Raw genomic sequence first — 24,338 nt, 5'->3', positions numbered from 1 at the left:
AATGAGCGCACACAACAACAATACGAAGGCGTGGTCTGGCAAAACTCCGATCGCTTGCGCGGTTCTGCTGGCTGGTATGGGAGTGCAGGCTGGGGCACAGGCTGATGAGGGGTTCTTTTCCGACTGGGAGGTCAGCGGATATGCGCGCCAGCACATGTCCTGGAACCTGGAAAACCCCTATGTAATGGATACAGATGATCCCAACGGGCTGGTCGGCGCGAAGCGCAAGGGCAACTATCGCTACGACCTGTCGATGGCGCGCACCACGCTCAAGCTCAACCTGTTCAAGGACTTCGGCAACTCGCAGTTCAACATCTCCGGGCGCGTGGCCCGCGAGGTGGAAACCGATTACCTGAAAGACCTGCAGAAGAGCATGGACGGCAACGCCGCGTCCGACCTGTTCAGCAACCGCAGCAAGTCCTCGGTCAACCTGATGGACGACGTCTACAACAGCGAAGAAATCCGCGAGTTGTGGTGGCAGACCGGGGTCACCCCGACCACCACCCTCAAGCTCGGCAAGCAGCAGGTAGTCTGGGGCGAGACCGACTTCTTCCAGTCGCTGGACGTGATCCACGGTTACGACATGCGCATCCGCTCGTTCCTCGAACCGGAGAACGAAGACGTGCGCAAGCCGCTGTGGATGGTCAACCTGATGGAGCGCTTCGACAGCGTCGACGGCACCCTGCAGCTGCTCTACATCCCGGGCCGGATGAACCGTGCCAGCGACCGCGGCAACAGCTATGACCTGGAAGGCGGGCGCTGGGCGAACAACCCGAACAAGGGCATCACCTTCGAGTCCGCCACCTTCGGCGCCGACGTGCCGTACAGCTACGACCACAAGGCAGCCGACATGGACGATCCGTCCTACGGCGTGCGCTGGAAAGGCATGGCCGGCGAGTGGGAATACTCGCTGGGCTGGTTCCATGGCCCGTCGCAGAACCCGGTGATCAACTCCAACCCGAACAACCCGCTGGGCGTCGGCAACGCCGCCAGTGGCCGCACCTACGTCGGCCCGTACAAGGGCGAATACAACTCCGATCCAAACTCCACCGTCGGCGAGCTGATCTTCCCCTTCATCGACGTGTTCGGGGTAACCGCCAACCGCTACCTGGAGTCGGTCGATGCGGTGTTCTCCGCCGAGGTCTCCTACATCCCCAACGCGCCTTACAACATCGGCGTGCAAGCTGGCGAAGCAGGCGGCTGTTCGTTCTTCCCGGGTTTCTGCGGAATCATCGAGAAGGACGTGGTGAAAACCATGGTGCGCATGGACAAGCAGCTCGGCCTGCAGAACTACCTGGGCACCAGCCGCCCATCGTTCTTCTCGGTGCAGCTGTTCAACACCTGGATCACCAACTACGACCGTGACGACGAAGTGGTCAACACCGCCGGTTTCAGTGGCCGGGCCAAGGAATTCTCGACCATCGCTACCGCCATCCTGGCCGCCAACTACGACAACGACCGCATCAACCCGACCCTGGCCGTGGGCACCGACCTGACCTATGGCGGCAGCTTCCTCGTGCCCAGCGTCGAGTTCGCCTATGGCAACAACTGGCGGGTGCGCGTCGAGGCCGACCTGTTCTTCAACGACGAGCGGCAGAAGCGTGCTCTGCAAGGTTTCAACAACACCAACCTGTTCGGCTACTTCGACGGTAACGACCAACTGGCCGTCCGTGTGACCTACCAGTTCTGATCCAGGAGAGAACAACAATGACATTCCTCAAGAATCACCTTGTCGCTTCCCTGGCGCTGACCTTCTCGGTCGCGCTGGCAGCACAGGCTGCCGAGCTGACACCCGGCACCCGGATCGATGCGAGCACCCTGGCCCAACACCTGGGCGACACCTTCGAAGGTCACAGCATCGGTGACCTGCTCACCGAACGCATGCAAATCCTGATCAAGGACGAAGGCCTGGCCATCACTCTCAAGGCCTCCGAGCCGATCACCCTGGGCAAGGACTACGTGGCCGCGACCAAGGCCAACGAAGGCAAGGCCGTGTACAACCGCGATACCCGTCAGGTCGAAGGCTGGGTAGCCGGCGTGCCCTTCCCCAACGTCAGCCAGGATGACCCAGACGCCGCCGCCAAGCTGATCTGGAACCACCACTACGCCCAGCCGATCAAGAACGTGCAGGACTATCCCAAGTTCGGCTACCTGTTCCTCAACGACAAGGTGGGCCTGGAGCGTCGCCAGGAGTGGGCGTTCAAGCGCTACTACATGAAGGGCCGCCTGGGCACCGAGCAGACCGTCGAGGGTGACGGCAGCATCCTCACCAAGACCCTGCTGTACGCAACCTACCCCACCGACATCCGCGGCCTGGGCCTGTTCACCGTGCGTTACGACTCGCCCAAGCTGGAAGACTCTTGGGCCTACGTGAAGTCGGTGCGGCGCACCCGTCGCCTGTCCGGCGGCACCTGGATGGATCCGATCGGCGGCACCGACCAGCTCAGCGACGACATCGAGATCTTCAACGCCCACCCGACCTGGTACCCGGACTACAAACTGTTGGGCAAGCGCTGGATTCTCGCCGTGGCCAACTCCCAGGGTGAAACCTGGAACCAGAAGGCCAGCGGCAACGCCGAGTTCCCGGTGATCGACCTGGACAACAAGCCGTTCTGGAACCCCAAGGCCGAATGGGAACCGCGTGAAGTCTGGGTGCTGGAAGCCACCACCCCGCCGGAGCACCCGTACAGCAAGAAAGTGATGTACATGGACACCCAGTTCCCTCGCTTCTATCAGGCCGAAGCCTATGATCGCAAAGGGCAGTTCTGGAAGTGGATGAACTACCACCTCAAGACCATCAAAACCGAGGATGGCGACGTGGGGATCGTCTCTGCAGCCGGCTTCACCATCGACTACCAACGCCGTCATGGCACGGTTTTCGTCTTGGGTGGCCCGCGCCTGAACACACCGGGCATCACCGCTGACGATGTAAACCTGCGCGAACTCGAAAAAGCCGCGCGTTAACAGGTCATGTGAGAACGTCATGAGCGAAGGTTAGACAAGGCGAAAGCGGCCGAGGAAGCGCAGTTTACGCCTGTAAATGAGCATTCCGAGGCCGTTTTCAACGCCGTATAACCGAGCGCAATAGTTCTCACATGATCTGGTAAGCCGAAACAGCTGGGGGTGTTTATGCCCCCAGTCCAAGATGCACAACAAAGCCAAGAAAGTGCTTGGAGGCAACATGAGTTTTCGTTTGGGTGTTGATGTAGGCGGAACCTTTACTGACCTGCTCCTGATCAACGATGTCACGGGTGACAGCTACACCGCCAAGGTGCCTTCCACGCCGCACAATCCCTCCATCGCGGTGCTCAACGGCATCGAGAAGATCTGCCAGACCTCGGGCGTCGAGCCGTCCGAAATCCGCTCGGTGATGCACGGCACCACGGTCGCGACCAACGCCATCCTGACCCGCCGCGGCGCCAAGGTCGGCCTGGTGACCACCATGGGCTACAAGCAGGTGCTGCATATCGCCCGCTCCTTCGTGCCTGGCGGCCTCGGCGGCTGGGTGACCTTCAACAAGGGCGAACTGCTCGCCCCGCTGGAACTGACCGTCGAAGCCGACGAACGCATCGACACCCACGGCGCCGTGGTGCGCGAGCTGGATCGCGAGGCGATTCGCGCCGACCTGCTGCGTCTCAAGGAAGCCGGTATCGAAGCGCTGACCATCAGCCTGGTCAACGCCTACGCCAGTGGCGTGCACGAACAGGCGATCCACGACATCGCCCGTGAAGTGATGCCCGGCGTGCCGGTGTCGCTGTCCTCGGAAGTGGTGCCGGAAATGCAGGAGTACGAGCGCACCGAAACCACCGTGGTCAACAGCTACGTGCGCCCGGAAGTGGCGAATTATCTGGAACACCTGCAAGGCGAGCTGTGCAGCCGCCTGCGCCCGGACGTGCAGCTGTCCATCCTGCGCTCCGACGGTGGCCTGGCCACCAGCCAGTCGGCAGCCAGCACGCCGGTCAACCTGCTGCTCTCGGGCCCTGCCGGCGGCGTGGCCGGGGCGATCTGGTTCTGCTCGCGCGGCGGCTTCAGCAAGGTGCTGACCTTCGACGTCGGCGGCACCTCCACCGACGTGGCATTGATCGACAACAACCAGGCACGCATTCGCCGCGAAACCCGTGTGGGTGATGTGGCAGTACGTGCGCCCTCGGTCGACGTGCGCACCATCGGCGCCGGCGGCGGCTCCATGGCCTCGGTGCCGGAGCTGACCCGCGCCTTGCGCGTCGGCCCGGAAAGCGCCGGCGCCGTGCCAGGCCCTGCGGCCTACAACAAGGGCGGTACCGTGGCCACCGTGACCGACGCCAACGTGGTGCTGGGCTACCTGCCGGCCGAGCAGAAGCTCGGTGGCGACTTCCAGGTGCGCAAGGATCTGGCCACCGCCGCAGTACAGGCCACCGCCGATGCCATGGGCGTATCGCTGTTCGAGGCCGCCGAAGGCATCGTGCGCATCGCCAACGAACACATGTTCGGTGCCCTGCGCCTGATCAGCGTCGAGCAGGGTTACGACCCGCGCGACTTCGCCCTGTGCGGCTTCGGCGGCGCCGGCCCGCTGCACGCCAACGCCCTGGGCATCCTGATGAACGCCTGGCCAGTGATCATCCCGCCAGGCCCGGGCGTGCTCTGCGCCTACGGCGATGCCACCACCCGCGTCAAGGACGAGGCCTCGCGCTCGCTGGTACGCCGTGTCAGCGATATCAGCGTCGAGGAAGTGGCGCAGATTCTCCAGCAACTCGGCGACAGCGTGCGCAGCTCGCTGGCCGCGCAGGACATCCCGGCCGAGGTGCAGCAACTGACCTGGCAGGCCGACGTGCGCTACCAGGGCCAGGCGCTGTTGCTGACCCTGGATATCGACCCGGACGAACTGACCCGCACCGGTATGCAGGCCATCACCGCCGCCTTCGATGCCGAGCACGAGCAACTGTTCACCTTCGCCCTCAGCGAAGCCCATGAACTGGTCAACCTGCGTGCCATCGCCCGCGCACCACGCCCGGAGATCACCGAGCGTGCCTTCGAAAGCGCCGGCAGCAGCCTCGCCGAGGCGCAGGTCGGGCAGACCCCGGTGCACTACGCCGGCCAGGACTACGACGCGGCGCTCTATGCACGCGGCAAGCTGAGTCCGGGGCTAGTCGTGCCGGGGCCGGCCATCGTCATGGAGATGGACTCCACCACCCTCGTTCTTCCGGGTTACGAAGCGGCCGTAGACCGCGTCGGCAATCTGTTGATCCGCCCGCTGGGCCATCAGGAGTAAGCGTCATGGTTGCGCGCATCAAACAAGAAAACAGCAATCCGTTCCAGCGCGTCGATGTCGACGGCATCACCATCGACATCGTCGAGAACGCCCTGGGCAACGCCCGTAACGAGATGGACGCGGTGCTCTTCCGCACCGCCATGAGCCCCGGCATTCGCGAACAGGGCGACGCCTTCCCGATGATCGCCACCAGCGAAGGCAAGATGATCGTCGGCCAGTTCGGCTCGTTCATCAGCGGCTTCCTGCGCAGCTACGAGGGCGAGATCGAGGAAGGCGACGTGTTCCTCACCAACGACCCGTACCTGTGCAGCGGCGCGGTCAGCCACCTGCCGGACTGGCTGGTGCTGATGCCGATCTTCAAGAACGGCCGGGTGATCAACTACGCAGCCATGTTCGGCCATATGTCCGACGTCGGCGGCAAGGTGCCGGGCAGCCTGCCGACCAACGCCAGTTCGATCTGGGAAGAAGGCATTCGCATCCCGCCGGTGAAGCTGTATCGCCGTGGCGAGATGAACAGCGACATGCTCGACGTCATCCTGCACAACGTGCGCATGCCGCGCTGGAACCGCTCCGACCTCAACGCCATCGTCGCCGCCTGCCGCACCGCCGGCAAACGCTGCGTCGAACTGGCCGAGCGCTTCGGGGACGACGTGTTCTACAGCGCCCAGCAGGAAATGCTCGAACGCACCCATCGGGCGATGAGGGAAGTGATCGGCCGCGTGGTACCCGAACACCGCCAGGTATTCGAGGACTACATCTGCGACGACGGCGCCGGCCTCGGCCCCTATACCCTGCGCTGCGCACTGTGGCGCGAGGGCGACAAGGCGATCTTCGACTTCGAGGGCACCGACCCGCAGGCGCCCTCCTCGGTCAACTTCTACCTCAACGAGGAGATGTTCAAGATCTTCTTCGGCGCGCTGACCATCAGCCTGTTCGACCCGGCGATCCTGCTCAACGACGGTTTCTACGACCTGGTCGAGGTGCGCATTCCGCAGGGCTCGATCCTCAAGCCGAACTTCCCGGCCGCCCTGTCCTGCCGTACCCACCTGCTGGGACGCATCTTCGACATGATGGGCGGGCTGCTCGGCCAGGGTACGCCGCAGGCGATGAACGCCGCCGGCTTCTCCGACTCGCCGCACTTCATGTACTCGGGCTACGACCAGCAGGGCGAATGGTTCCAGCTGTTCCAGATCGGCTTCGGCGGCATTCCGGGCCGGCCGGTGGGGGACGGCCCGGACGGTCACTCGTTGTGGCCGGGCTTCACCAACGTGCCCAACGAGTTCGTCGAAGCGTACTTCCCGCTGCGCATCGAAACCTACGAAACCCTGGCCGACTCCGGCGGTGCCGGCCTGCACCGTGGCGGCAATGGCCTGCGCGTGGCCTACCGGCTACTGGTCGACGGCGAAGTGTCGATCCACGACGACCGCTGGCTGACCTACCCCTGGGGCGTCAACGGCGGCGCACCGGGCAAGCGCAGCCGCAAGGAACTGATCCGCGCCGATGGCACCCGGCAGATGCTGCCGGCCAAGTGCGATAACATCCAGGTCAAGGCTGGCGATCTGGTGCTGTTCGACACCTGGGGCGGTGGCGGCTGGGGCGACCCGCTGCAACGTGACCCGGCCCAGGTGCTCAGTGATGTGCGCAAGGGCCTGGTCAGCGTCGACGGTGCAAGCCGCTATGGCGTGGTCATCACTCTGGACGCCGTGGACGAGAACGCCACCCGCGCCCTGCGCGAGGTCATGGCAGCCGAGCGCGGCGAGATCGAACTGTTCGATCGCGGCGGCACCCTGGACGAACTCAAGGCACGCTGCCTGGCCGAAACCGGCCTGCCGGCACCGACCACGCCGTCCTGGAGCTGAGGAATCGCCATGGCTCTGGATTCACGTTCCCTGTCCCCGGCCCAGCGCTATGCGCTGGTGCTGGTGGATCTCTCGGTCGGCTTCACCGATCCGACGAAAAGCCCGCTGGCCAGCGAATGCCCGGCGGTCATCGAAGCCAACAGCAAGTTACTGGAAGCCTTTCGCCAGCGAGGCTGGCCGGTGATCTTCACCACCGTGGCCTATGACGACCCGAGCCAGGCGCGGGTCTTCCGCGAAAAGATTCCGGCGCTGAACGTGCTGGCGGCCGGCTCAGAACTGGTGCGCATCGACCCACGCCTGGCGCCGCAGGAAGGCGAGCCGGTGCTGGTGAAATTCTGGGCCAGCGCCTTCTTCGGTACCGACCTGGCGCTGCGCCTGCACGATGCCGGGGTCGATGGCGTGATGGTCACCGGCCTGACTACCAGCGGCTGCGTGCGGGCGACCGCGCTGGACGCGCTGCAGCACGAGTTCCGCGTGCTACTGCCGGAACAGGCCGTGGGTGATCGTGACGCGCAGGCGCACCAGGCCAACCTGCGTGATCTGCAGATCAAGTACGCGGATGTGCGCGATCTGGAGGACTGCCTTGCGCTGCTGGGTTAGCGCCCTGGCGCTGGTAGCCGTCGCCGGCTGTTCGGCGACGGCACCACAGCAGGCTGCGCAGCGGGCAGGCGAGGCGAACGGTGCCCTGTGCACGGCGTTCGTCGATGCCTGGGTCGGCCACTTCCAGGCCAACGTCGCGCGGCTCGATGGCCAGCGCGTCGCCTCGCTCGACCAGGGCCTGGCGCAAGCGCGCCAGGCCTTGCAGGCAGCCGGCCAGGACGAGGACGCCTGTGAGAAGCCCTATTGCATCATCCAGCCCAAGGCCGGCGGGCGCCTGGACAGCTACTGCGGCTACCGGGTCGCCGATCAGAGCGGCAACGAACTGTACCGCTGGGTGCCCTGGACACCTTCACGGCGCTGAGCGAACGACAACAACCTTACAAGAACCTGTTCGAAGAACCGCCCTTTTCTACTGCCGAGGTAATCACCGTGGGAGCACAAACGCTCTACGACAAACTCTGGGATCGTCATCGCGTGGAGGATCTGCCCGATGGCTCGACCCTGCTCTATATCGATCGGCACCTGCTGCACGAAGTGACGTCGCCGCAGGCCTTCTCCAACCTGCGCCTGGCCGGACGAAAGCCCTGGCGCGTGGACACCAGCCTGGCCACCCCCGATCACAACGTCCCGACCCTGGGCCGCGAGCAGGGCCTGGGCGGCGTCAGCGACCGCATCGCCCGCCAGCAGATCGCTGTGCTGGAAAGCAACAGTCGCGAGTTCGGCATCCCGCTGTTCGCCCTCGACGACATGCGCCAGGGCATCGTCCATGTGGTCGGCCCCGAGCAGGGCCTGACCCTGCCGGGCATGACCCTGGTCTGCGGCGACTCGCACACAGCCACCCACGGCGCCTTCGCCGCGCTGGCCCACGGCATCGGCAGCAGTGAGGTGGAGCATGTGCTGGCCACGCAGACCCTGCGCAGCCGAAAGCTGAAGAATTACCGCATCCGCGTCGAGGGCACCCTGACCACCGGCGTCACGGCCAAGGATCTGGCGCTGTACATCATCGGCCAGATCGGCAGCGCCGGCGGCAGCGGGCATGCCATCGAGTTCTGCGGCTCGGTCATCGAGGCGCTGTCGATGGAGGCGCGCATGACCCTGTGCAACATGAGCATCGAGGCCGGCGCACGTGTCGGGCTGATCGCCTATGACCAGATTACCGAGCGCTACGTGCGTGGCCGCCCACTGGCGCCTACGCCAGAGCACTGGGATGCGGCCATCACCTACTGGCGCGAGACGCTGCATTCCGATGCCGACGCACGCTTCGATCAGGAGCTGACGATCCAGGCCGAGAAGGTTCGCCCGCAGGTCACCTGGGGTACATCGCCGGAAATGGTCATGCCGATCAACGGCCATGTGCCGACCCTGGATATGGCCCGTGACGCCCTGCAACGTCAGGACTGGGAGCGCGCCCTGGCCTATATGGATCTGCGACCGGGTCAGGCACTGGCCGGCGTGCCGCTGGATCGCATCTTCATCGGCTCCTGCACCAACGCGCGCATCGAAGACCTGCGCGCCGCCGCCGAAGCGCTGCGTGGCCGCCGTGTGCACGAACGCATTCGTCAGGCACTGGTGGTGCCAGGCTCTGGACTGGTGCGCCTGCAGGCCGAGCGCGAAGGCCTGGATCGCATCTTCAAGGCGGCCGGCTTCGAGTGGCGAGCCCCCGGCTGCTCCATGTGTCTGGGCATGAACGCGGATCGGCTGAGCCCCGGCGAGCGCTGCGCGGCCACCTCCAACCGCAATTTCGAGGGCCGCCAGGGCAAGGGTGGCCGCACCCATCTGCTGTCGCCGACCATGGCGGCCGCCGCAGCCGTGGCCGGTGAACTGATCGACTTCAGGAACCTATGAGCATGCAGCCACTGATCACCCACCAGGGCATCATCATCCCGCTCAACCGGGCCAACATCGACACCGACATGCTGCTGCCCAAGCAGTACCTCAAGAGCCTCGAAGCCTCAGGTTTCGGCGCCTTCCTGTTCGACGACGAGCGCTACCTCGATCCGGGCGAGATCGACACGCCTCTGGACAAGCGCCGCGAGAACCCGGCCTGCATCCTCAACCAGGCGCCCTACCGTCAGGGCAGCGTGGCGCTGGCGCAGGCCAACTTCGGCTGCGGCTCCAGTCGTGAGCACGCGGTCTGGGCTCTGCGCGATTTTGGGGTGCGGGTGGTCATCGCCCCGAGCTTCGGCGATATCTTCCGCAACAACTGCTTCAACAACGGTGTATTGCCTCTGCAGCTGGAGCAGCCGGCGGTCGACGAGCTGTTCGCCCTGGCCCAGGCACAGCCGGGCCTGCAGGCCGAGGTAGACGTGGAACGTCGCTTGCTTTCGGTTGCCGGCGGGGTATGGTGTTTCGAGCTCGACGAAGGACGTCGCCAGCGCCTGCTCAAGGGCCTCGACGAGGTAGGTGAAAGCCTCTGCTACGCAGAACGCATCAGCGCCTACGAAGCACGTCGCCGGCTCAGTGAGCCCTGGCTTTTCCGTTGTTGAGCGACAACGGCCACGCGCCGAAACCAAGCCCCTGCACGCCATAACGACAAGAGGGTTAAAACCGTGGAATTCGCCAACGCGGAACTCGACCGGGTTCGCATCTGCCTGATCGGCAACTCGAAGCTCAGCCAGGTGGTGCATAGCCTGATCCCGGAGTTCGAGGCTCTGGCCAGCATCACCATCATCGACAACATCTTCAACGATGCAGTCAAGGCAGCACGCGACCTGATCGAACGGCAACAGGTGGACATCTTCATCAGTGCGGGGGCCAACGCCTTCTACCTGCAGGACACCCTGCCCATCCCGGTGCTGGCGCTGAAGGTGGAGCAGGCCGACCTGATCCAGGCCGTGCTCACCGCAAGGCGCATTTCCCCGAAAATCCTGCTGCTGACCTACGAGCGGCAGGAAACCAACGTCGAGCTGCTCAGCCTGTTCGACGGTGTCGAACTCACCCACCACACCTACAGCACCGCCGAACACGCCAAGGAGATCTTCCACAGCGTGCGCAACGAAGGCTTCGGCGTGGTCATCGGCTCCAGCTATGCCTGCGACCTGGCCGAGTACGCCGGGCTGCAGTCGGTGCTGCTGTACTCGCGCGAGTCGTGCCGCAACCTGCTGCGCAAAGCGATTCGCCAGGCTGGCCAGCACAAGCGCGAGCAACAGCACGCCGCCATTGGCCAGTTCCTGCTGGAACAGAACCAGCAGCCGCAGATCCTGACCAACCGCAGTGGCGCGGTGGTGGCCTGGAACAGCGCCGCCAATAGCCTGATCCCCACCCTCGGCCGGCGCCGGCGCCTGGAAGGCGTACTCGACGGCAAGATGCTCGACGCCCAGAGCCTGCGTGCAGAAGGCCTGCTGCTGGGCGACCGCCTGTGCAGCCTGAACAAGCAGCCGTTCGAACTCGACGGCGAAGTGGTGGGTTTTCTCTACAGTTTTCAGCTCAGCCCACTGGCCATCCCGCAGGACGACGGGCGCCGCCTGGTGTTCCAGTCCAGCCGCATGGCCGAGGTGCAGAACCAGCTCAACGTCTACGGCGCCACGCCGGGCACAGTGCTGATCCGCGGTGAAACCGGTACCGGCAAGGAGCTGGCGGCGCGCCAGGTGCATGTCTCCAGCGCCAATGCCAAGGGCCCGTTCGTGGCGATCAACTGCGCGGCGATCCCGGCCGAGCTGTTCGAGTCGGAGCTGTTCGGCTACGCCGAGGGCGCCTTCACCAGCGCCAAGAGCGGCGGCAAATCCGGCCTGCTGGAAAGCGCCAACAACGGCACCTTCTTCATGGACGAGATCAACTCGCTGCCCATGCCGCAGCAGGCCAAGCTGCTGCGCGTGCTGCAGGAGCGCGAGGTGAGCCCGGTCGGCTCGCGGCGGCCGATCTCGCTGAACATCAAGTTCGTCGCCGCATGCAACGTCGACCTGATGGACGAGGTGCGCGCCGGGCGCTTCCGCGAAGACCTCTACTACCGCATCAGCACCTTCGCCGTGCATATCCCGCCGCTGCGCGAACGGGTCGAGGACATCCCCGTGCTGACCAGCTACCTGATGCGCCGCGAAGGCCTGCGCTACGCCCTGGAGGTGGAGCCGGATGCCCTGATAAAGGGCGTGGCCGCGGTGTTTCGCCGCTATCACTGGCCGGGCAACGTGCGCCAACTGGAGAACGTGGTGGAACGGCTGATCGTCTCGCAGCGCATGTACGGCAGTTGCGAAGCGCTACTCGAAGCCCTGCCACGGGTGGTACCGGAACTCTACGCACCGCTCGGCGAGGGCGAACAGGGCGGGCACCTGCATCACGTCGAGCAGGAGGAAATCGTCAAGGCGCTGCAACTCTTCGGTGGTAACAAGAGCATGGCCGCCGAATACCTGGGCATCAGCCAGACCACCCTGTGGCGGCGCCTGAAACGTCTGCAACCTGGAGAGCACCACGCATGAAAGCCTGGCAGGCCACCCCGCCCTTCGGCCTCAGCGCCCTGCGCCTGATCGATCTACCGCGCCCCACACCCGGCCCGCAACAGATGCTGATCAAGGTACACGCGGCGGCGCTCAACTATCGTGATCTGGAAATGGCCAGCGGCACTTACCAGGGCCAGCCGCAGCATGCCTTCACCCTGCTCTCCGACGGGGCTGGCGAAGTGGTCGAGGTCGGCGCAGCGGTCACCCGCGTCAAACCCGGCGAGCGGGTGATCGGCTGCTTCTGGCAGGGGTGGGAAGGCGGGCGCCTGGGCGATAACGCCGGTGCCCTGCCGCTGGGCGGCCCGCTCGACGGCATGCTCAGCGAATACGTGCTGCTCGATGAACGTGGCGTGGTGCCCTGCCCCGCACACCTGTCCTGGGAAGAGGCCGCCACCCTGCCCTGCGCCGCACTGACGGCCTGGCAGGCACTGGTTACCGAAGGGCAGATCAAAGCCGGCGACTGGGTGCTGCTGCAAGGCACCGGCGGCGTGTCGCTGTTCGCCCTGCAATTCGCATTGCTGCACGGCGCCAGGGTGATCGTCAGTTCCAGCCAGGATGACAAGCTGCAACGCCTGCAAGCGCTCGGTGCCACGGGGCTGATCAACTACCGCAGCACGCCTGACTGGCATGAACAGGTCATGGCCATCACCGACGGCCACGGCGTCGACCACGTGCTGGAAGTCGGCGGCCCGCGCAGCTTCGTGCAGTCACTGCTGTCCTTGCGCCCCAGCGGTCAGATCAATGTGATCGGTTACCTGGGCGGCCAACAGGGCGAGATCAATCCACTGCTGATCCTGCAGCGCAATGCCCGCGTGCGCGGTATCGCCGTTGGCCCGCGGCAGTCGTTCGAATCGATGAACCGCGCCATCGAGGCCAACGGCCTGCGCCCGCTGCTCGACAGCGTGCACGACTGGCTCGATCTGCCTGCCGCCCTGGCGCATCTGCAGTCGGGCCGGCATTTCGGCAAGGTGGTGCTGCGCATCACCGCCGATTAGGTGCCGCGCCAGCTCACCTCAACAAACAGAAATCGCCCGCACGATGCCGTTCGGGCGCCCTTTTCCACGCCTTTTCCTTGCGAGTGATTGGTCATGCCTGAATTCAACGCCCCGCTGCGCGACATGCGCTTCGTCCTCCATGAAGTCTTCCAGGCTCCCGCGCTGTGGGCGCGCCTACCGGCCCTGGCGGAAACCGTCGATGCCGACACCGCCGACGCCATCCTCGAAGAAGCCGCCAAGGTCACTGGCGGCCTGATCGCCCCGCTCAACCGCAGCGGTGACGAGGAAGGCGCGCAGTGGGTCGACGGCGATGTGCGCACCCCAGCCGGTTTCCGCGAGGCCTACGCCACCTACACCGAAGGCGGTTGGGTAGGCCTTTCCGGTAACCCGCAGTACGGCGGCATGGGCATGCCCAAGATGCTCGCCGTGGCCTTCGAGGAAATGCTCTATGCAGCCGGTTCCAGCTTCGCCTTGTATTCGGCGCTGAGTTCCGGGGCCTGCCTGGCCATCGACGCCCACGCCAGCGAAGACCTGAAAACCACCTACCTGCCGCCGATGTACGAAGGTCGCTGGGCCGGTTCCATGTGCCTGACCGAGGCCCACGCGGGCACCGACTTGGGCATCATCAGAACCCGCGCCGAGCCGCAGGCCAACGGCAGCTATAAGGTCACCGGCAGCAAGATCTTTATCACTGGCGGCGAGCAGGATCTGACCGAGAACATCATCCACCTGGTGCTGGCCAAATTGCCGGATGCCCCAGCCGGGCCGAAAGGCATCTCGCTGTTTCTGGTGCCCAAGGTGATGGTGAACCCCGATGGCGGCCTGGGCGCACGCAATGCGGTGAGCTGCGGCTCCATCGAGCACAAGATGGGCATCAAGGCATCAGCCACCTGCGTGATGAACTTCGACGGCGCCACCGGCTATCTGATCGGCGAGGTCAACAAGGGCCTGGCGGCGATGTTCACCATGATGAACTACGAGCGCCTATCCATCGGCATTCAGGGTATCGGCTGCGCCGAGGCGTCCTACCAGTCAGCGGTGGCCTACGCCCGCGAACGTATCCAGAGCCGCGCCGCCACCGGCCCGGTCAATCAGGACAAGGTCGCCGACCCGATCATCGTGCACGCCGACGTGCGCCGCATGCTGCTGACCATGAAGGCACTGAACGAGGGCGGTCGCGCCTTCGCCTGCTACGTCGGCCAGCAACTTGACTTGGCCAAGTACGCCGAGGACACCAGCGAGCGGCAGAACGCCGAAGCCCTGGTCGCCCTGCTCACCCCCATCGCCAAGGCCTTCTTCACCGATAACGGCCTGGAGGCCTGCGTGCACGGCCAACAAGTCTTCGGCGGCCACGGCTATATCCGCGAGTGGGGCCAGGAACAACTGGTACGCGACGTGCGCATCGCACAGATCTACGAAGGCACCAACGGCATCCAGGCACTCGACCTGCTGGGGCGCAAAGTGGTGGCCAATGGCGGCGCCGCGTTACGTCTGTTCGCCGGCGAAGTTCGCGACTTCGCCCACGCAAACGAGTCGCCCTACGGTGATCGCCTGGTGGAAGCGCTGGAACGTCTGGAAGCGGTCAGCGGTTGGCTGCTGGAACAGGCTAAGGCCGATCCCAACTCGGTCGGCGCCGCTTCGGTGGAGTACCTGCACCTGTTCGGCTATGTCGCCTACGCCTACATGTGGGCGCGCATGGCGGCCGTGGCGCAGGGCAAGCACAGCGAGGACGAAGCCTTCTACAGCGGCAAATTGGCTACTGCCGAGTTCTTCTTCACCCGCCTGCTGCCGCGCACCCTGAGCCTGGAAGCGAGCATCCGCGCCGGCAGCCAGCCGTTGTACGGCCTGGCTGCCGAGCAGTTCTAAACGTAGGGCGGGTGCAACCCGCCACCGCCAAGCCGGCGGGTTGCACACGTCCTACCCGGACTCATGAACAGCCTCAGCCTTGCGGTACCCGCTGAGCATGAAGAACACCACCACCGCGAGCACGCCGACCATCGTCGCCGAGGTCAGCAGCAAGGTCGAGTGAGTGTCCGAGAAGGCTGCCTTGGCCGCCTCGATCAGCGCGCTGGCCTGCGGTTCGGCCAGCCCCTTGGCGACCAAGTAGCTGTCGCCAATGGAACGCGCGGCACGTTCGGCTAATGGTGCTGCCAATTCGGCGTCGAGCACGATGCTGTGACGGAACACGCTGCTCATGAACACGCCGAAGAAGGTGATGCCCAGGCCCGTGCCCAGTTCGTAGGCGGTGGCTTCCAGCGAGCCGGCTGCGCCGCCCTTGCTGGCCTCCACCGAGCCCATGATGGCGATGGACGAAGCCGTCAGGCCGATGCTCAGGGTCAGGCCCAGTAGCGCCAGCATCGCCGGCACGCCGAAACCGGGCTGGTGGAAATCGGCCAGGGCCAGAAAGGCCAGGGCCACGGCGGACAAGCCCAGCGACGCACTGGACACCAGGCGCAGGCCGCAGAGGTTGGACAGGTAGCCGGCCACCGGGCCACCGACGGCGGCCGCGGCCATGATCGGGATCATGAAGATACCGGCCTCAAGAGGCGTCTTGCCCAGCACGTACTGCAGCTCCTGCGCCAGGGTCAGCTCGACCCCGGCCAATGCGCCGATGGCCACCACCGCCATGATGATCCCGGCCAGGATCGCCGGACGCGAGAACAGCGACAGGTCGAGCATGGGCGTCGCCGAGCGCAGTTGCAGGCGCACGAAAACGCTCAGCAGCGCGAACCCCAGCAGCGCCATCAGCAGTGCCACGCCCAGCGGCTGCGTAGCGCCGACGGCAGCCTTGATGCCATACACCAGCGCCAGCATGCCGGCGATCAGCAGCAGCGCCTGGCCCAAAGCCCAGGTGCCGGGCGTGGTTTCTTCGCTACGCGGCAACAGCAGGAACACCAGCGGCGCGACCACCAGCATGATCGGCACGTTGATCAAGAACGCCGAGCCCCACCAGAAGTGCTCCAGCAGCGCCCCGCCGATCAGTGGCCCGAGCGCCGCGCCGGCCGCACCGACCATCCCCCACAGCCCGAGGGCCATGGCGCGCTCGTCTTCATCCTCGAAGGTACGGCGGATGATGCCCAGCACGCACGGCATGATCATCGAACCGCCGAGGGCCAGCAGCACCCGTGCAGCGATGAGCAGCGCCGGATTCGGCGCGAAGGCCGCCAGCAACGAAGCGATGCCGAACACCACCAGGCCGGTGAGCAACACGCGGCGGTTGCCGATGCGGTCGGCCAGGGTGCCCATGGGCACCAGCAGCCCCGCCATCAGCAGTGGATAGATATCGATGATCCACAGCACCTCGGTGGCCGATGCGCCGAGCGCCAGGGTCAGCGAAGGCACGGCGATGTGCAGGATGGTCATGTCGATGACCACCGGCAGGAAGGCCAGCATGACGGCCAGCAGGATCAGCCAGCGACGGGGAATGACAGCGAACATGAACGGACTCGTGGGCAAAATCGAATGGACTCTACTGAGCCGCCGTGACAGCGGCAATCTTGGTGATGTCGCGCTCGCCCAGGCCGCCACCCAGTGACTTGAACAACGCCACCCGGTTGGCGATTTCCGCACGACGCAGCTCCAGCAGCGCCTGCCGCGCGGCCTGCAACTGGCGTTGGGCATCGAGCAGTTCCAGGCGACCGTCGACACCCGCGCGGTAGCGCAGGTCGGATAGTTCCAGGCGCCGTTCGGCAGCGGTCACCGCGCGCAGTTGCGCCTCGATCTGGAGGTCGAAGGTGGCCGTGCCGGCCAGCGCATCGGCCACCTCGCGGAAGGCCGTCTGGATGGCCCGCTCGTACTGGGCCACCGCCTCGGATTTGCGCACCTTGGCCAGGCGAAGTTCGGCACGCAGCCGCCCGGCCTGAAACAACGGTTGCGAGATCTGCGGCGTGAAGCGCCAGACCTGGCGGCTCGGGTCGAACAGGCCACCGAGCGAGGTGCTGGCGTAACCGAACGACGCGGTCAGGGAGATCTGCGGGAAGAACGCCGCCCGTGCCGCGCCGATATCGGCATTGGCGGCCACCAGCATCTGCTCGGCCTGGCGCAGATCCGGCCGGTTCAGCAGCAGGTCAGCCGGCAACCCGGCCGGTAATTGCGCGATCACCGACTGACGCTCCAACGGCAAGCCAGCGGACAGGTCGCCCGGCAACTCGCTACCCACCAGCAATTGCAGGGCGTTGTCCGCCTGCGCCAGGGCGCGACGGCGCGCCTCCAGGTCGGCTTCGGCCAGGGCCACCTGCCCTTCAGCCTGGGCCACGTCCAGACTGCTGTTCTGCTCAGACTGTTTTAGCAGGCGCGCCAGCTCCAGCGACTGTTGCCAATCGGCCAGCGTGCGTTCGGCCAGTTGCAGTTGTTCGTCAGCCAGGCGCTGGGCGAAGTAGGCCTCGGCCACCGCGCCGACCAGAGTGATCTGCGCTGCATCGCGGCCCTGCTCGCTGGCCAGGTAACGGGCCAGCGCGGCATCGGAAAGCGAGCGTACACGGCCGAACAGATCCAGCTCGAAAGCGCTGGTGCCGACGTTCACGGCGACCTGGCGATTCACCTCGCGGCGCGACTCGCCGCTATTGCCCTGCGCCAGGGCGCGCTCGCGCGTGTGGCTGGCGTCGAGCGACACCGACGGCAGCCGCGTGGACTCCTGGATATTGAACATCGAGCGCGCTGCTTCCACATTCAGCGCGGCCAGGCGCAAGTCGCGGTTATGCACCAGGGCCAGTTCGATCAGCCGCTGCAACTGCGGGTCGGCGAACATCGTGCGCCAGCCCATTGCGCTGGCGGGCACGATGCCACCTTGTGTCATGGCGGCATGGCCCACATCGGGGAAGCTGGCCGGCACCGGTGGCGCCGGGCGCTCCAGCTTCGGCGTCAACGAGCAGGCCGACAGAAGGCCGACCAGAACGATTACCACGAACGAACGCATGATCATTTCTCCTCACCGAGCTGCGGTAAGCCAGGGATACGGCGCGAGCGCCAGAGCTGGAAGCGTTCCTGCAGCCCCATCACGAACACGAAGAAGGCCGGCACGAAGAACACCGCCAGCAGGGTGCCGCTGAGCATGCCGCCGAACACCCCGGTGCCGATGGCATGCTGGGTTTCGGCACTGGCGCCGGAAGCGAGCATCAGCGGCACCACACCGAGGGTGAAGGCCAGCGACGTCATCAGGATCGGCCGCAGGCGCAGGCGCGCAGCGGTCACCGCGGCGTCCACTAGCGAGCGCCCCTCGGCATGCAACTGGCGGGCGAACTCGACGATGAGGATGGCGTTCTTCGCCGACAGGCCGATGATGGTGATCATCCCCACCTTGAAGAACACGTCGTTGGGCATGCCGCGCAGCATCACCGCGGCCACCGCACCGAGCAGGCCCAGCGGCACCACCAGCATCACCGACAGCGGGATCGACCAGCTCTCGTACAGCGCCGCCAGCACCAGGAACACCACCAGTGCCGAGAGCAGCATCAGCAGTGGCGCCTGCGCTGCCGACTGGCGCTCCTGCAACGACTGCCCCGTCCAGGCCACGGCGAAGCCTTGCGGCAACTGCGCCACCAGGCGCTCCATCTCGGCCATCGCCGCACCGCTGGACACACCGGCAGCGGCGCCGCCAGCGATACGTACGGCGGGAAAGCCCTGGAAGCGCATCATCTGCTGCGGCGACTCGCTCCACACCGGCGTCACCACCTCGTGCAGCGCCACCATGCCGCCGCTGGTGTTGCGCACGCGCAGGCCGAGCACGTCGTCCAGCTGCATACGCGCCGGGGCGTCGGCCTGCAGGATGACCTGCTGCATGCGCCCGGCATTGGGAAAATCGTTGACGTACAGCGAACCCATGGCCGCCGACAGAGTACTGCTCACGGACGCGAAGGACAGGCCCATGGCCTCGGCCTTCTGCCGGTCGATCTCCAGGCGGATTCTCTCGCCGGGCGGCAGGCCATCGGGGTAGACGTCGCTGACCACCTCGCTCTGCGCCGCCAGCTCCAGCAATCGAGCCTGCGCCGCCAACAACTCGGCCTCGCCACGATTGGCGCGATCCTGCAGGAACAGGGTGAAACCCGAGGAGGTACCCAGCTCGTCGATGGCCGGCGGCATCAGGCTCATCACCGTGCCTTCGACGTTATCCGCCATGGCCTGCTGCGCCAGTGCGGCTTCTTCGGCGGCCGTGGCGCCCTCGCGCTGATCCCAGTCCTTGAGCATGGTGAAGGCCATGGCCGCGTTGGGGCCGGAGCCGGCGAAACTGAAGCCCAACACCACCAGGTTGGCGTCCAGCCCCGGACGCGAGGCCACGTGGGCCTCGTAGGCCTTGACCACCGCCATCGTGCGTTCGCTGGTAGCGCCGGTGGGCAACTGGATGGAGGTCATGAAGTAGCCCTGATCTTCCTCGGGCAAAAAAGCCGACGGCAACTGCGCGGCAGCAACGGCCAGCACAGCGCAGAGCACGGCGAAGGCCGCCATCATTCGCCCGCTGCGCCCGACCAGGCGCGCCACCCGCGCCCCATAGCTCGCCGTGAGGCGCTCGAAGCCCCGGTTGAAGGCACCGAAGAAGCCGCGTGTTGCATGATGATCCGTGCTCACCGGGCGCAGCAGCGTGGCGCACAGCGCCGGCGTCAGGGTCAGCGCAAGGAAGGCCGAGAACAGGATCGACACCGCCATCGACAGGGTGAACTGCTGGTAGATCACCCCCACCGAACCGCTGCCGAAGGCCATGGGAATGAACACGGCAGTGAGCACCAGGGTGATACCGATGATCGCCCCGGTGATCTCCCGCATCGCCTGCACAGTCGCTTGTTTCGGCGAAAGCCCCTGGGCGGCCATCAGCCGCTCGACGTTCTCCACTACCACGATGGCGTCGTCGACGATGATGCCGATGGCCAGCACCATGCCGAACATGGTCAGCGAGTTGATCGAGAACCCGGCCAGCAACATCACCGCGAAGGTGCCGAGCAGCGCGATGGGCGCGACGATGGCCGGGATCAGCGTGTAGCGCAGGTTCTGCAGGAACAGGAACATCACCAGGAACACCAGCGCCATGGCCTCGAACAGGGTGTAGATCACCTTTTCGATGGACACCTTGACGAAGGGCGCGGTGTCGAACGGCACCGAGTAGGCCATGCCGGCCGGCATGCTCGGCGCCAGCTCGGCCAGGCGCTCACGCACGGCCGAGGCGGTGCGCACGGCATTGGCACCGGGCGACAGCTGGATGGCGGCACTGGTCGCCGCCACGCCGTTCTCGCGGTTGGAAAAAGCGTAGGACTGTGCGCCCAGTTCGACCCGCGCCACGTCGCCGAGCACCACCCTGGCGCCATCGGCGCCGGCGCGCAGCACCACGGCAGCGAACTGCTCCGGCGTGCTCAATTGCCCCTGCACGGTCAGCGGCACGGTCAGGCGCTGGCCCAGCAACGCCGGCTCGTCGCCGACCCGACCGGGGGCGATCTGCGCGTTCTGCTGCTCGATGGCCTGGGCCAGCTCGTTCATCGTCAGGCCATAGGCGGTGAGCTTGTTCGGGTCGACCCAGACGCGCATGGCCTGCTCGGCGCCGAACAGTTGCACGCGCCCCACGCCGTCGATGCGGCGCAGCTCCTGAACGATATTGCGCGCCAGGTAGTCGTTCAACGCCACTTCGTCGTACTGGCCGTTGGGTGAGGTCATGCCAACCATCATCAGAAAGCCCGAGGCGGCGGATTCCACCTGCACACCGTTCTGCCGCACGGCCTGGGGCAGGCGCGGCTCGACCGCCTTGATGCGGTTCTGCACGTCCACCTGGGCCAGCTCGGCGTCGGTGCCCGGCTTGAAGGTGGCGGTGATCTGCGCGGTACCCGAGGTGTCCACCGAGGACTCGAAGTACAGCAGGTTCTTCACCCCCGACAGCTCGCGCTCGACCAGGCTCACTACCGAGTCGTTGAGCGTCTGCGGGGTGGCACCCGGGTAGGTGGCGTAGAGGGTTACCGAGGGCGGCGCCACCGACGGGTAGCGGGCGATGGGCAATTGCGGGATGGCGATGACGCCGACCAGCACGATGAACAGGGCGATCACCCAGGCGAACACCGGGCGGTTGATGAAGAACTGCGGCATGCGGTTATCTCCGAACTCAGCGCACGGCGGCGCTGAGGCGTTCGCCGTTGGCGGCGGGCTGCCAGGGGCGCGTGGCGACCTGGGCGTCAGGGCTCAGGCGTTCGATGCCCTCGACCACCACCTGCTGCCCGGCACTGAGCCCGGACACCACGCGGTAATGGCGCTCGACCAGCTCACCGAGTTCGATGGGCACCGGCTGAACCTGGCCCTGGGCATCGACCACCCACACGCTGGCCTGGCCTGCCGTACGGGTCACAGCCTGCTGCGGCACGCTGAGGGCCGCGGGGTAATGCGCACGGGGAATCCGCGCCTGCACGTAGAGGCCGGGCAGCAGACGGCGTTGCGGGTTATCCACCAGTACGCGCAGCAGTACGTCGCCGGTGCCGGCATCCACCTCGATGCCGGAGAACAGGATGCGCCCGCGCATGCCCAGCGGCTTGCCGTCACTGCCGAGGATGTCGACGTTCAGCTCCGGTGCCGCCGAACCGGCCTGCTGGCGCAGCGCCTCCAGCCTTGAGGCGGACTGGCGCACGTCGACGTACACCTGGTCGATCTGCTGGATACGCGCCAGGGGTGTGGCATCGGTGGGCGATACCAGCGCACCCTCGCTGACCAGCGCCTGGTCGATGCGCCCGGCAATCGGCGCCTCGACGCTCGCGAACTGCAAATCCAGCTTGCGCCGCGCCAGCGTCGCACGAGCCTGGGCGACATCAGCGGCGGCCTGCTCGCGCTGCGCCACAGCGTCGTCATACACCTGGCGACTGACCGCCTCGGCCTGCACCAGCGGGCTCAGGCGCTCGGCCTGCACACGCGCACGCGCCAGGGTCGCCTCGGCACGCTGCAAGGCAGCGGCAGCGCTGTCGACTTCAGCCTTGAACGGCGCCGGGTTGATCTGGAACAGCACGGCACCGGCCTCGATCTCGGCGCCCTGCTCAAACAGGCGGCGTTGCACGATGCCACCGATCTGCGCGCGAATCTCGGCGCTGCGCACAGCGGCCACACGCGCCGGCAGATCCTCACTGACCGCCAGTTCCTGCGCCTCAAGTGTCAACACCGACACTTGTAGCGGTGCGCCTGCTTGCGCTTGCTCTGGCGCCGAGTCGCACCCTGCCAGTCCGAGTACGGCAAGCCCTGCGAGCACGATGTCCAGATGCCGTTGTTTGCTGCCCATGACCCACTCCTCGTTACCCACTGCGCTCCGCTGGCCTGATGGCGACCGGGAGCTGATCGAGGCTGCAGTCTGGAACAGCGCTGTTGCGAATGATTCGAGGCTTTGTGGAGAAAGCATGGAGGCCGCGATAACATTCAGCGCCACCGTCTGCGAGCCAGTCCATGTCCGATTCCCACGCACGCACCAGCCCCGCCTCCTCCGCGCCGGCACTGGTGCTGATCGCCGAGGACGAAGCCGAGATCGCCGACATCCTCATCGCCTACCTGCAACGCAGCGGCCTGCGCACCCAGCACGCCAGCGATGGCCAGCAGGCCCTGGCCCTGCACCAGACGCTCAAGCCCGACTTGCTGCTGCTCGACGTGCAGATGCCCGTCGTCGATGGCTGGAAGGTACTCAGCGAAATCCGCTCCCGCGGCGATACCCCGGTGATCATGCTCACCGCCCTAGACCAGGACATCGACAAGCTGATGGGGCTGCGCCTGGGCGCTGACGACTACGTGGTCAAACCCTTCAACCCGGCCGAGGTGGTGGCGCGGGTGCAGGCAGTGCTGCGACGTACACGGGCCAGTGTCCCCACCGCCTCGCAGATGCTGCGCGTCGGCATGTTCCAGATCGATCTGGACAACCATGAGGCCAGCGTCTTTCGTGATGGCCAGGCGCAGACGCTGGAACTGACCCTGACCGAGTTCAAGCTGCTGGCCTGCCTGATGCGCGCGCCGAAACGGGCGTTCAGCCGCGCCGAACTGCTGGAAAGCTGCCTGCCCGAGGGCGACACCCAGGAGCGCACCGTGGACAGCCACGTCAGCAAGCTGCGCAAGAAGCTCGAAGCCCTCGACATCCAGGGCGTGCCGACCAGCGTCTGGGGCGTGGGCTATCGCTTCGGCGCCGAACCATGAAACCGACACCGGGGCTGCGCCGGCAGATCATCCTGTCCCTGGCGGTAATGGCACTGGGGATCATCTTCATCGCGGTGTTCGGTTCCTACGTGTTCTACGCCATCGCCGTGGCCTACATGCCGGGCAGCATCTCCGAAACCTGGATGCCCTCACGGGTGGAGATGATCTGGATCGGTTGCACCATCATCGTAGCCCTGGGCATGGCGGTCTTCGTCGCCGTACGCCTGTCGCGACGGCTGATTTCTCCGCTGAACGCAGTGGCGCACAGCCTGCGCGAAGTGGCTCAAGGCAAGCTCGATGCACGCGCCCCACTGGACGAACAGGCCATGGGCGAAACGGCGCAACTGGTGCGCGACTTCAACGCCATGGCCGAGCGCCTGCAAAGCATGACCCGCGAGCGCGAATTCTGGAACGCCGCCATCGCCCACGAACTGCGCACCCCGGTGACCATCCTGCGTGGTCGCCTGCAAGGCCTGGCCGAAGGCGTGTTCAGCCCCAGCGCCGAGCTGTTCGAAGGCCTGCTGCGCCAGGTCGAAGGCCTCAACCACCTGATCGAAGACCTGCGCGTGCTGAGCCTCAACGACAGCGGCCACCTGGAAGTGCAACGGGTCAGCGTGCGCCTGGCCGATGAGCTGGCCAGCGTGCTACAGGCGTTCGCCACACCGCTGGCGGACAAAGGCTTTCACCTGCAGCGGGAACTGGACGCCGGGCTGCAGGTGGAATGCGATGCCGTGCGCATCCGCCAGGCGCTGATGGCGCTGCTGGAAAACGCCCTGCGCCATGCCGATCCGGGCAACCTGCGAGTGCGTCTGGAGCAGGTCGGCGACGATTGCCAACTGAGCGTGGAGGACGACGGCCCCGGCATCGACAGCGCCCTGGCCGCCGATATCTTCGAAGCCTTTCGCCGTGGCGACCCGTCGCGCTCGCGCAAGAGCGGCGGCAGCGGCCTCGGCCTGGCCGTGGTCAAAGCCATCGCCGAGGCGCATGGCGGGCAGGCGTACTGTCAGGCGTCAGGGAACGGAGGCAGCCGCTTCGTGTTGAGCTGGCCGTTGCAAAGGCCCGAGTAGAAATTGCCGCT

Annotated in this window: 17 protein-coding genes; 13 read left to right on the top strand and 4 right to left on the bottom strand. The window is 65.9% G+C overall.

Annotated features, from left to right (window positions below; all coding sequences use genetic code 11):
• Position 1 precedes the first annotated feature (1 nt).
• From HS968_RS06800 to HS968_RS06750, 11 genes are all read left to right on the top strand, one after another.
• On the top strand, positions 2-1,690 hold the full coding sequence (locus tag HS968_RS06800) for a DUF1302 family protein (RefSeq protein WP_182370689.1): 1,689 nt from the start codon (positions 2-4) through the stop codon (positions 1,688-1,690).
• Positions 1,691-1,707: 17 nt separating this feature from the next.
• Positions 1,708-2,964, top strand: coding sequence for a DUF1329 domain-containing protein (locus HS968_RS06795; RefSeq protein ID WP_119693428.1), 1,257 nt, complete (start codon positions 1,708-1,710; stop codon positions 2,962-2,964).
• 217 nt (positions 2,965-3,181) lie between these two features.
• Entirely contained in the window at positions 3,182-5,248 is a 2,067-nt protein-coding gene (locus HS968_RS06790; RefSeq protein WP_182370688.1) for a hydantoinase/oxoprolinase family protein, read from the top strand.
• 5 nt (positions 5,249-5,253) lie between these two features.
• Complete coding sequence (locus HS968_RS06785) at positions 5,254-7,107, top strand: hydantoinase B/oxoprolinase family protein (protein ID WP_182370687.1); 1,854 nt, start codon at positions 5,254-5,256, stop codon at positions 7,105-7,107.
• A gap of 9 nt (positions 7,108-7,116) precedes the next feature.
• Complete coding sequence (locus HS968_RS06780) at positions 7,117-7,707, top strand: isochorismatase family protein (RefSeq protein ID WP_182370686.1); 591 nt, start codon at positions 7,117-7,119, stop codon at positions 7,705-7,707.
• Positions 7,691-8,068: a hypothetical protein gene (locus HS968_RS06775; protein ID WP_182370685.1), complete on the top strand. Its 378-nt coding sequence runs from the start codon at positions 7,691-7,693 to the stop codon at positions 8,066-8,068. Before HS968_RS06780 ends, HS968_RS06775 begins: the two co-directional genes overlap by 17 nt.
• A gap of 68 nt (positions 8,069-8,136) precedes the next feature.
• Positions 8,137-9,552: a 3-isopropylmalate dehydratase large subunit gene (leuC, locus tag HS968_RS06770; RefSeq protein WP_182370684.1), complete on the top strand. Its 1,416-nt coding sequence runs from the start codon at positions 8,137-8,139 to the stop codon at positions 9,550-9,552.
• Positions 9,553-9,554: 2 nt separating this feature from the next.
• Positions 9,555-10,193 carry a 3-isopropylmalate dehydratase small subunit gene (gene leuD, locus HS968_RS06765; protein ID WP_182370683.1) on the top strand — a complete coding sequence of 213 codons (639 nt, stop codon included), beginning with the start codon at positions 9,555-9,557 and terminating at the stop codon, positions 10,191-10,193.
• A 63-nt stretch (positions 10,194-10,256) separates the two neighbouring features.
• Positions 10,257-12,119 carry a sigma 54-interacting transcriptional regulator gene (locus tag HS968_RS06760; RefSeq protein WP_182370682.1) on the top strand — a complete coding sequence of 621 codons (1,863 nt, stop codon included), beginning with the start codon at positions 10,257-10,259 and terminating at the stop codon, positions 12,117-12,119.
• Positions 12,116-13,135 (top strand): zinc-dependent alcohol dehydrogenase family protein, encoded by a 1,020-nt coding sequence (locus tag HS968_RS06755; RefSeq protein ID WP_182370681.1) that lies wholly within the window; start codon positions 12,116-12,118, stop codon positions 13,133-13,135. The genes HS968_RS06760 and HS968_RS06755 overlap by 4 nt, the downstream gene beginning before the upstream one ends.
• A 93-nt stretch (positions 13,136-13,228) precedes the next feature.
• Positions 13,229-15,001 (top strand): acyl-CoA dehydrogenase C-terminal domain-containing protein, encoded by a 1,773-nt coding sequence (locus HS968_RS06750; protein WP_182370680.1) that lies wholly within the window; start codon positions 13,229-13,231, stop codon positions 14,999-15,001.
• 51 nt (positions 15,002-15,052) lie between these two features.
• Here HS968_RS06750 and HS968_RS06745 read toward each other — a convergent pair whose 3' ends face one another.
• From HS968_RS06745 to HS968_RS06730, 4 genes are read right to left on the bottom strand one after another with little or no spacing between them, the layout of a single operon-like run.
• The gene (locus HS968_RS06745; protein ID WP_182370679.1) at positions 15,053-16,573 is read right to left on the bottom strand and encodes an MFS transporter; all 1,521 of its coding nucleotides are present in this window, start codon (positions 16,571-16,573) and stop codon (positions 15,053-15,055) included.
• A 31-nt stretch (positions 16,574-16,604) separates the two neighbouring features.
• Positions 16,605-18,050 carry an efflux transporter outer membrane subunit gene (locus tag HS968_RS06740; RefSeq protein ID WP_182370678.1) on the bottom strand — a complete coding sequence of 482 codons (1,446 nt, stop codon included), beginning with the start codon at positions 18,048-18,050 and terminating at the stop codon, positions 16,605-16,607.
• A gap of 2 nt (positions 18,051-18,052) precedes the next feature.
• Positions 18,053-21,193 carry a multidrug efflux RND transporter permease subunit gene (locus HS968_RS06735; protein WP_182370677.1) on the bottom strand — a complete coding sequence of 1,047 codons (3,141 nt, stop codon included), beginning with the start codon at positions 21,191-21,193 and terminating at the stop codon, positions 18,053-18,055.
• Positions 21,194-21,209: 16 nt separating this feature from the next.
• On the bottom strand, positions 21,210-22,364 hold the full coding sequence (locus HS968_RS06730; RefSeq protein WP_182370676.1) for an efflux RND transporter periplasmic adaptor subunit: 1,155 nt from the start codon (positions 22,362-22,364) through the stop codon (positions 21,210-21,212).
• Positions 22,365-22,525: 161 nt separating this feature from the next.
• On the opposite strand from HS968_RS06730, the gene HS968_RS06725 reads away from it, so the two are divergent.
• Both HS968_RS06725 and HS968_RS06720 read left to right on the top strand, forming a co-directional pair.
• Positions 22,526-23,260 (top strand): response regulator, encoded by a 735-nt coding sequence (locus HS968_RS06725; RefSeq protein WP_182370675.1) that lies wholly within the window; start codon positions 22,526-22,528, stop codon positions 23,258-23,260.
• Positions 23,257-24,327, top strand: a complete 1,071-nt coding sequence (locus tag HS968_RS06720; RefSeq protein ID WP_182370674.1) for an ATP-binding protein — start codon at positions 23,257-23,259, stop codon at positions 24,325-24,327. Before HS968_RS06725 ends, HS968_RS06720 begins: the two co-directional genes overlap by 4 nt.
• Positions 24,328-24,338: the final 11 nt, after the last annotated feature.

The sequence above is a fragment of the Pseudomonas berkeleyensis genome, assembly GCF_014109765.1.
Taxonomy (GTDB): domain Bacteria; phylum Pseudomonadota; class Gammaproteobacteria; order Pseudomonadales; family Pseudomonadaceae; genus Aquipseudomonas; species Aquipseudomonas berkeleyensis.
Note: the sequence above shows the minus strand (reverse complement) of the source record. Positions and strands in the feature narration are given on the sequence as shown.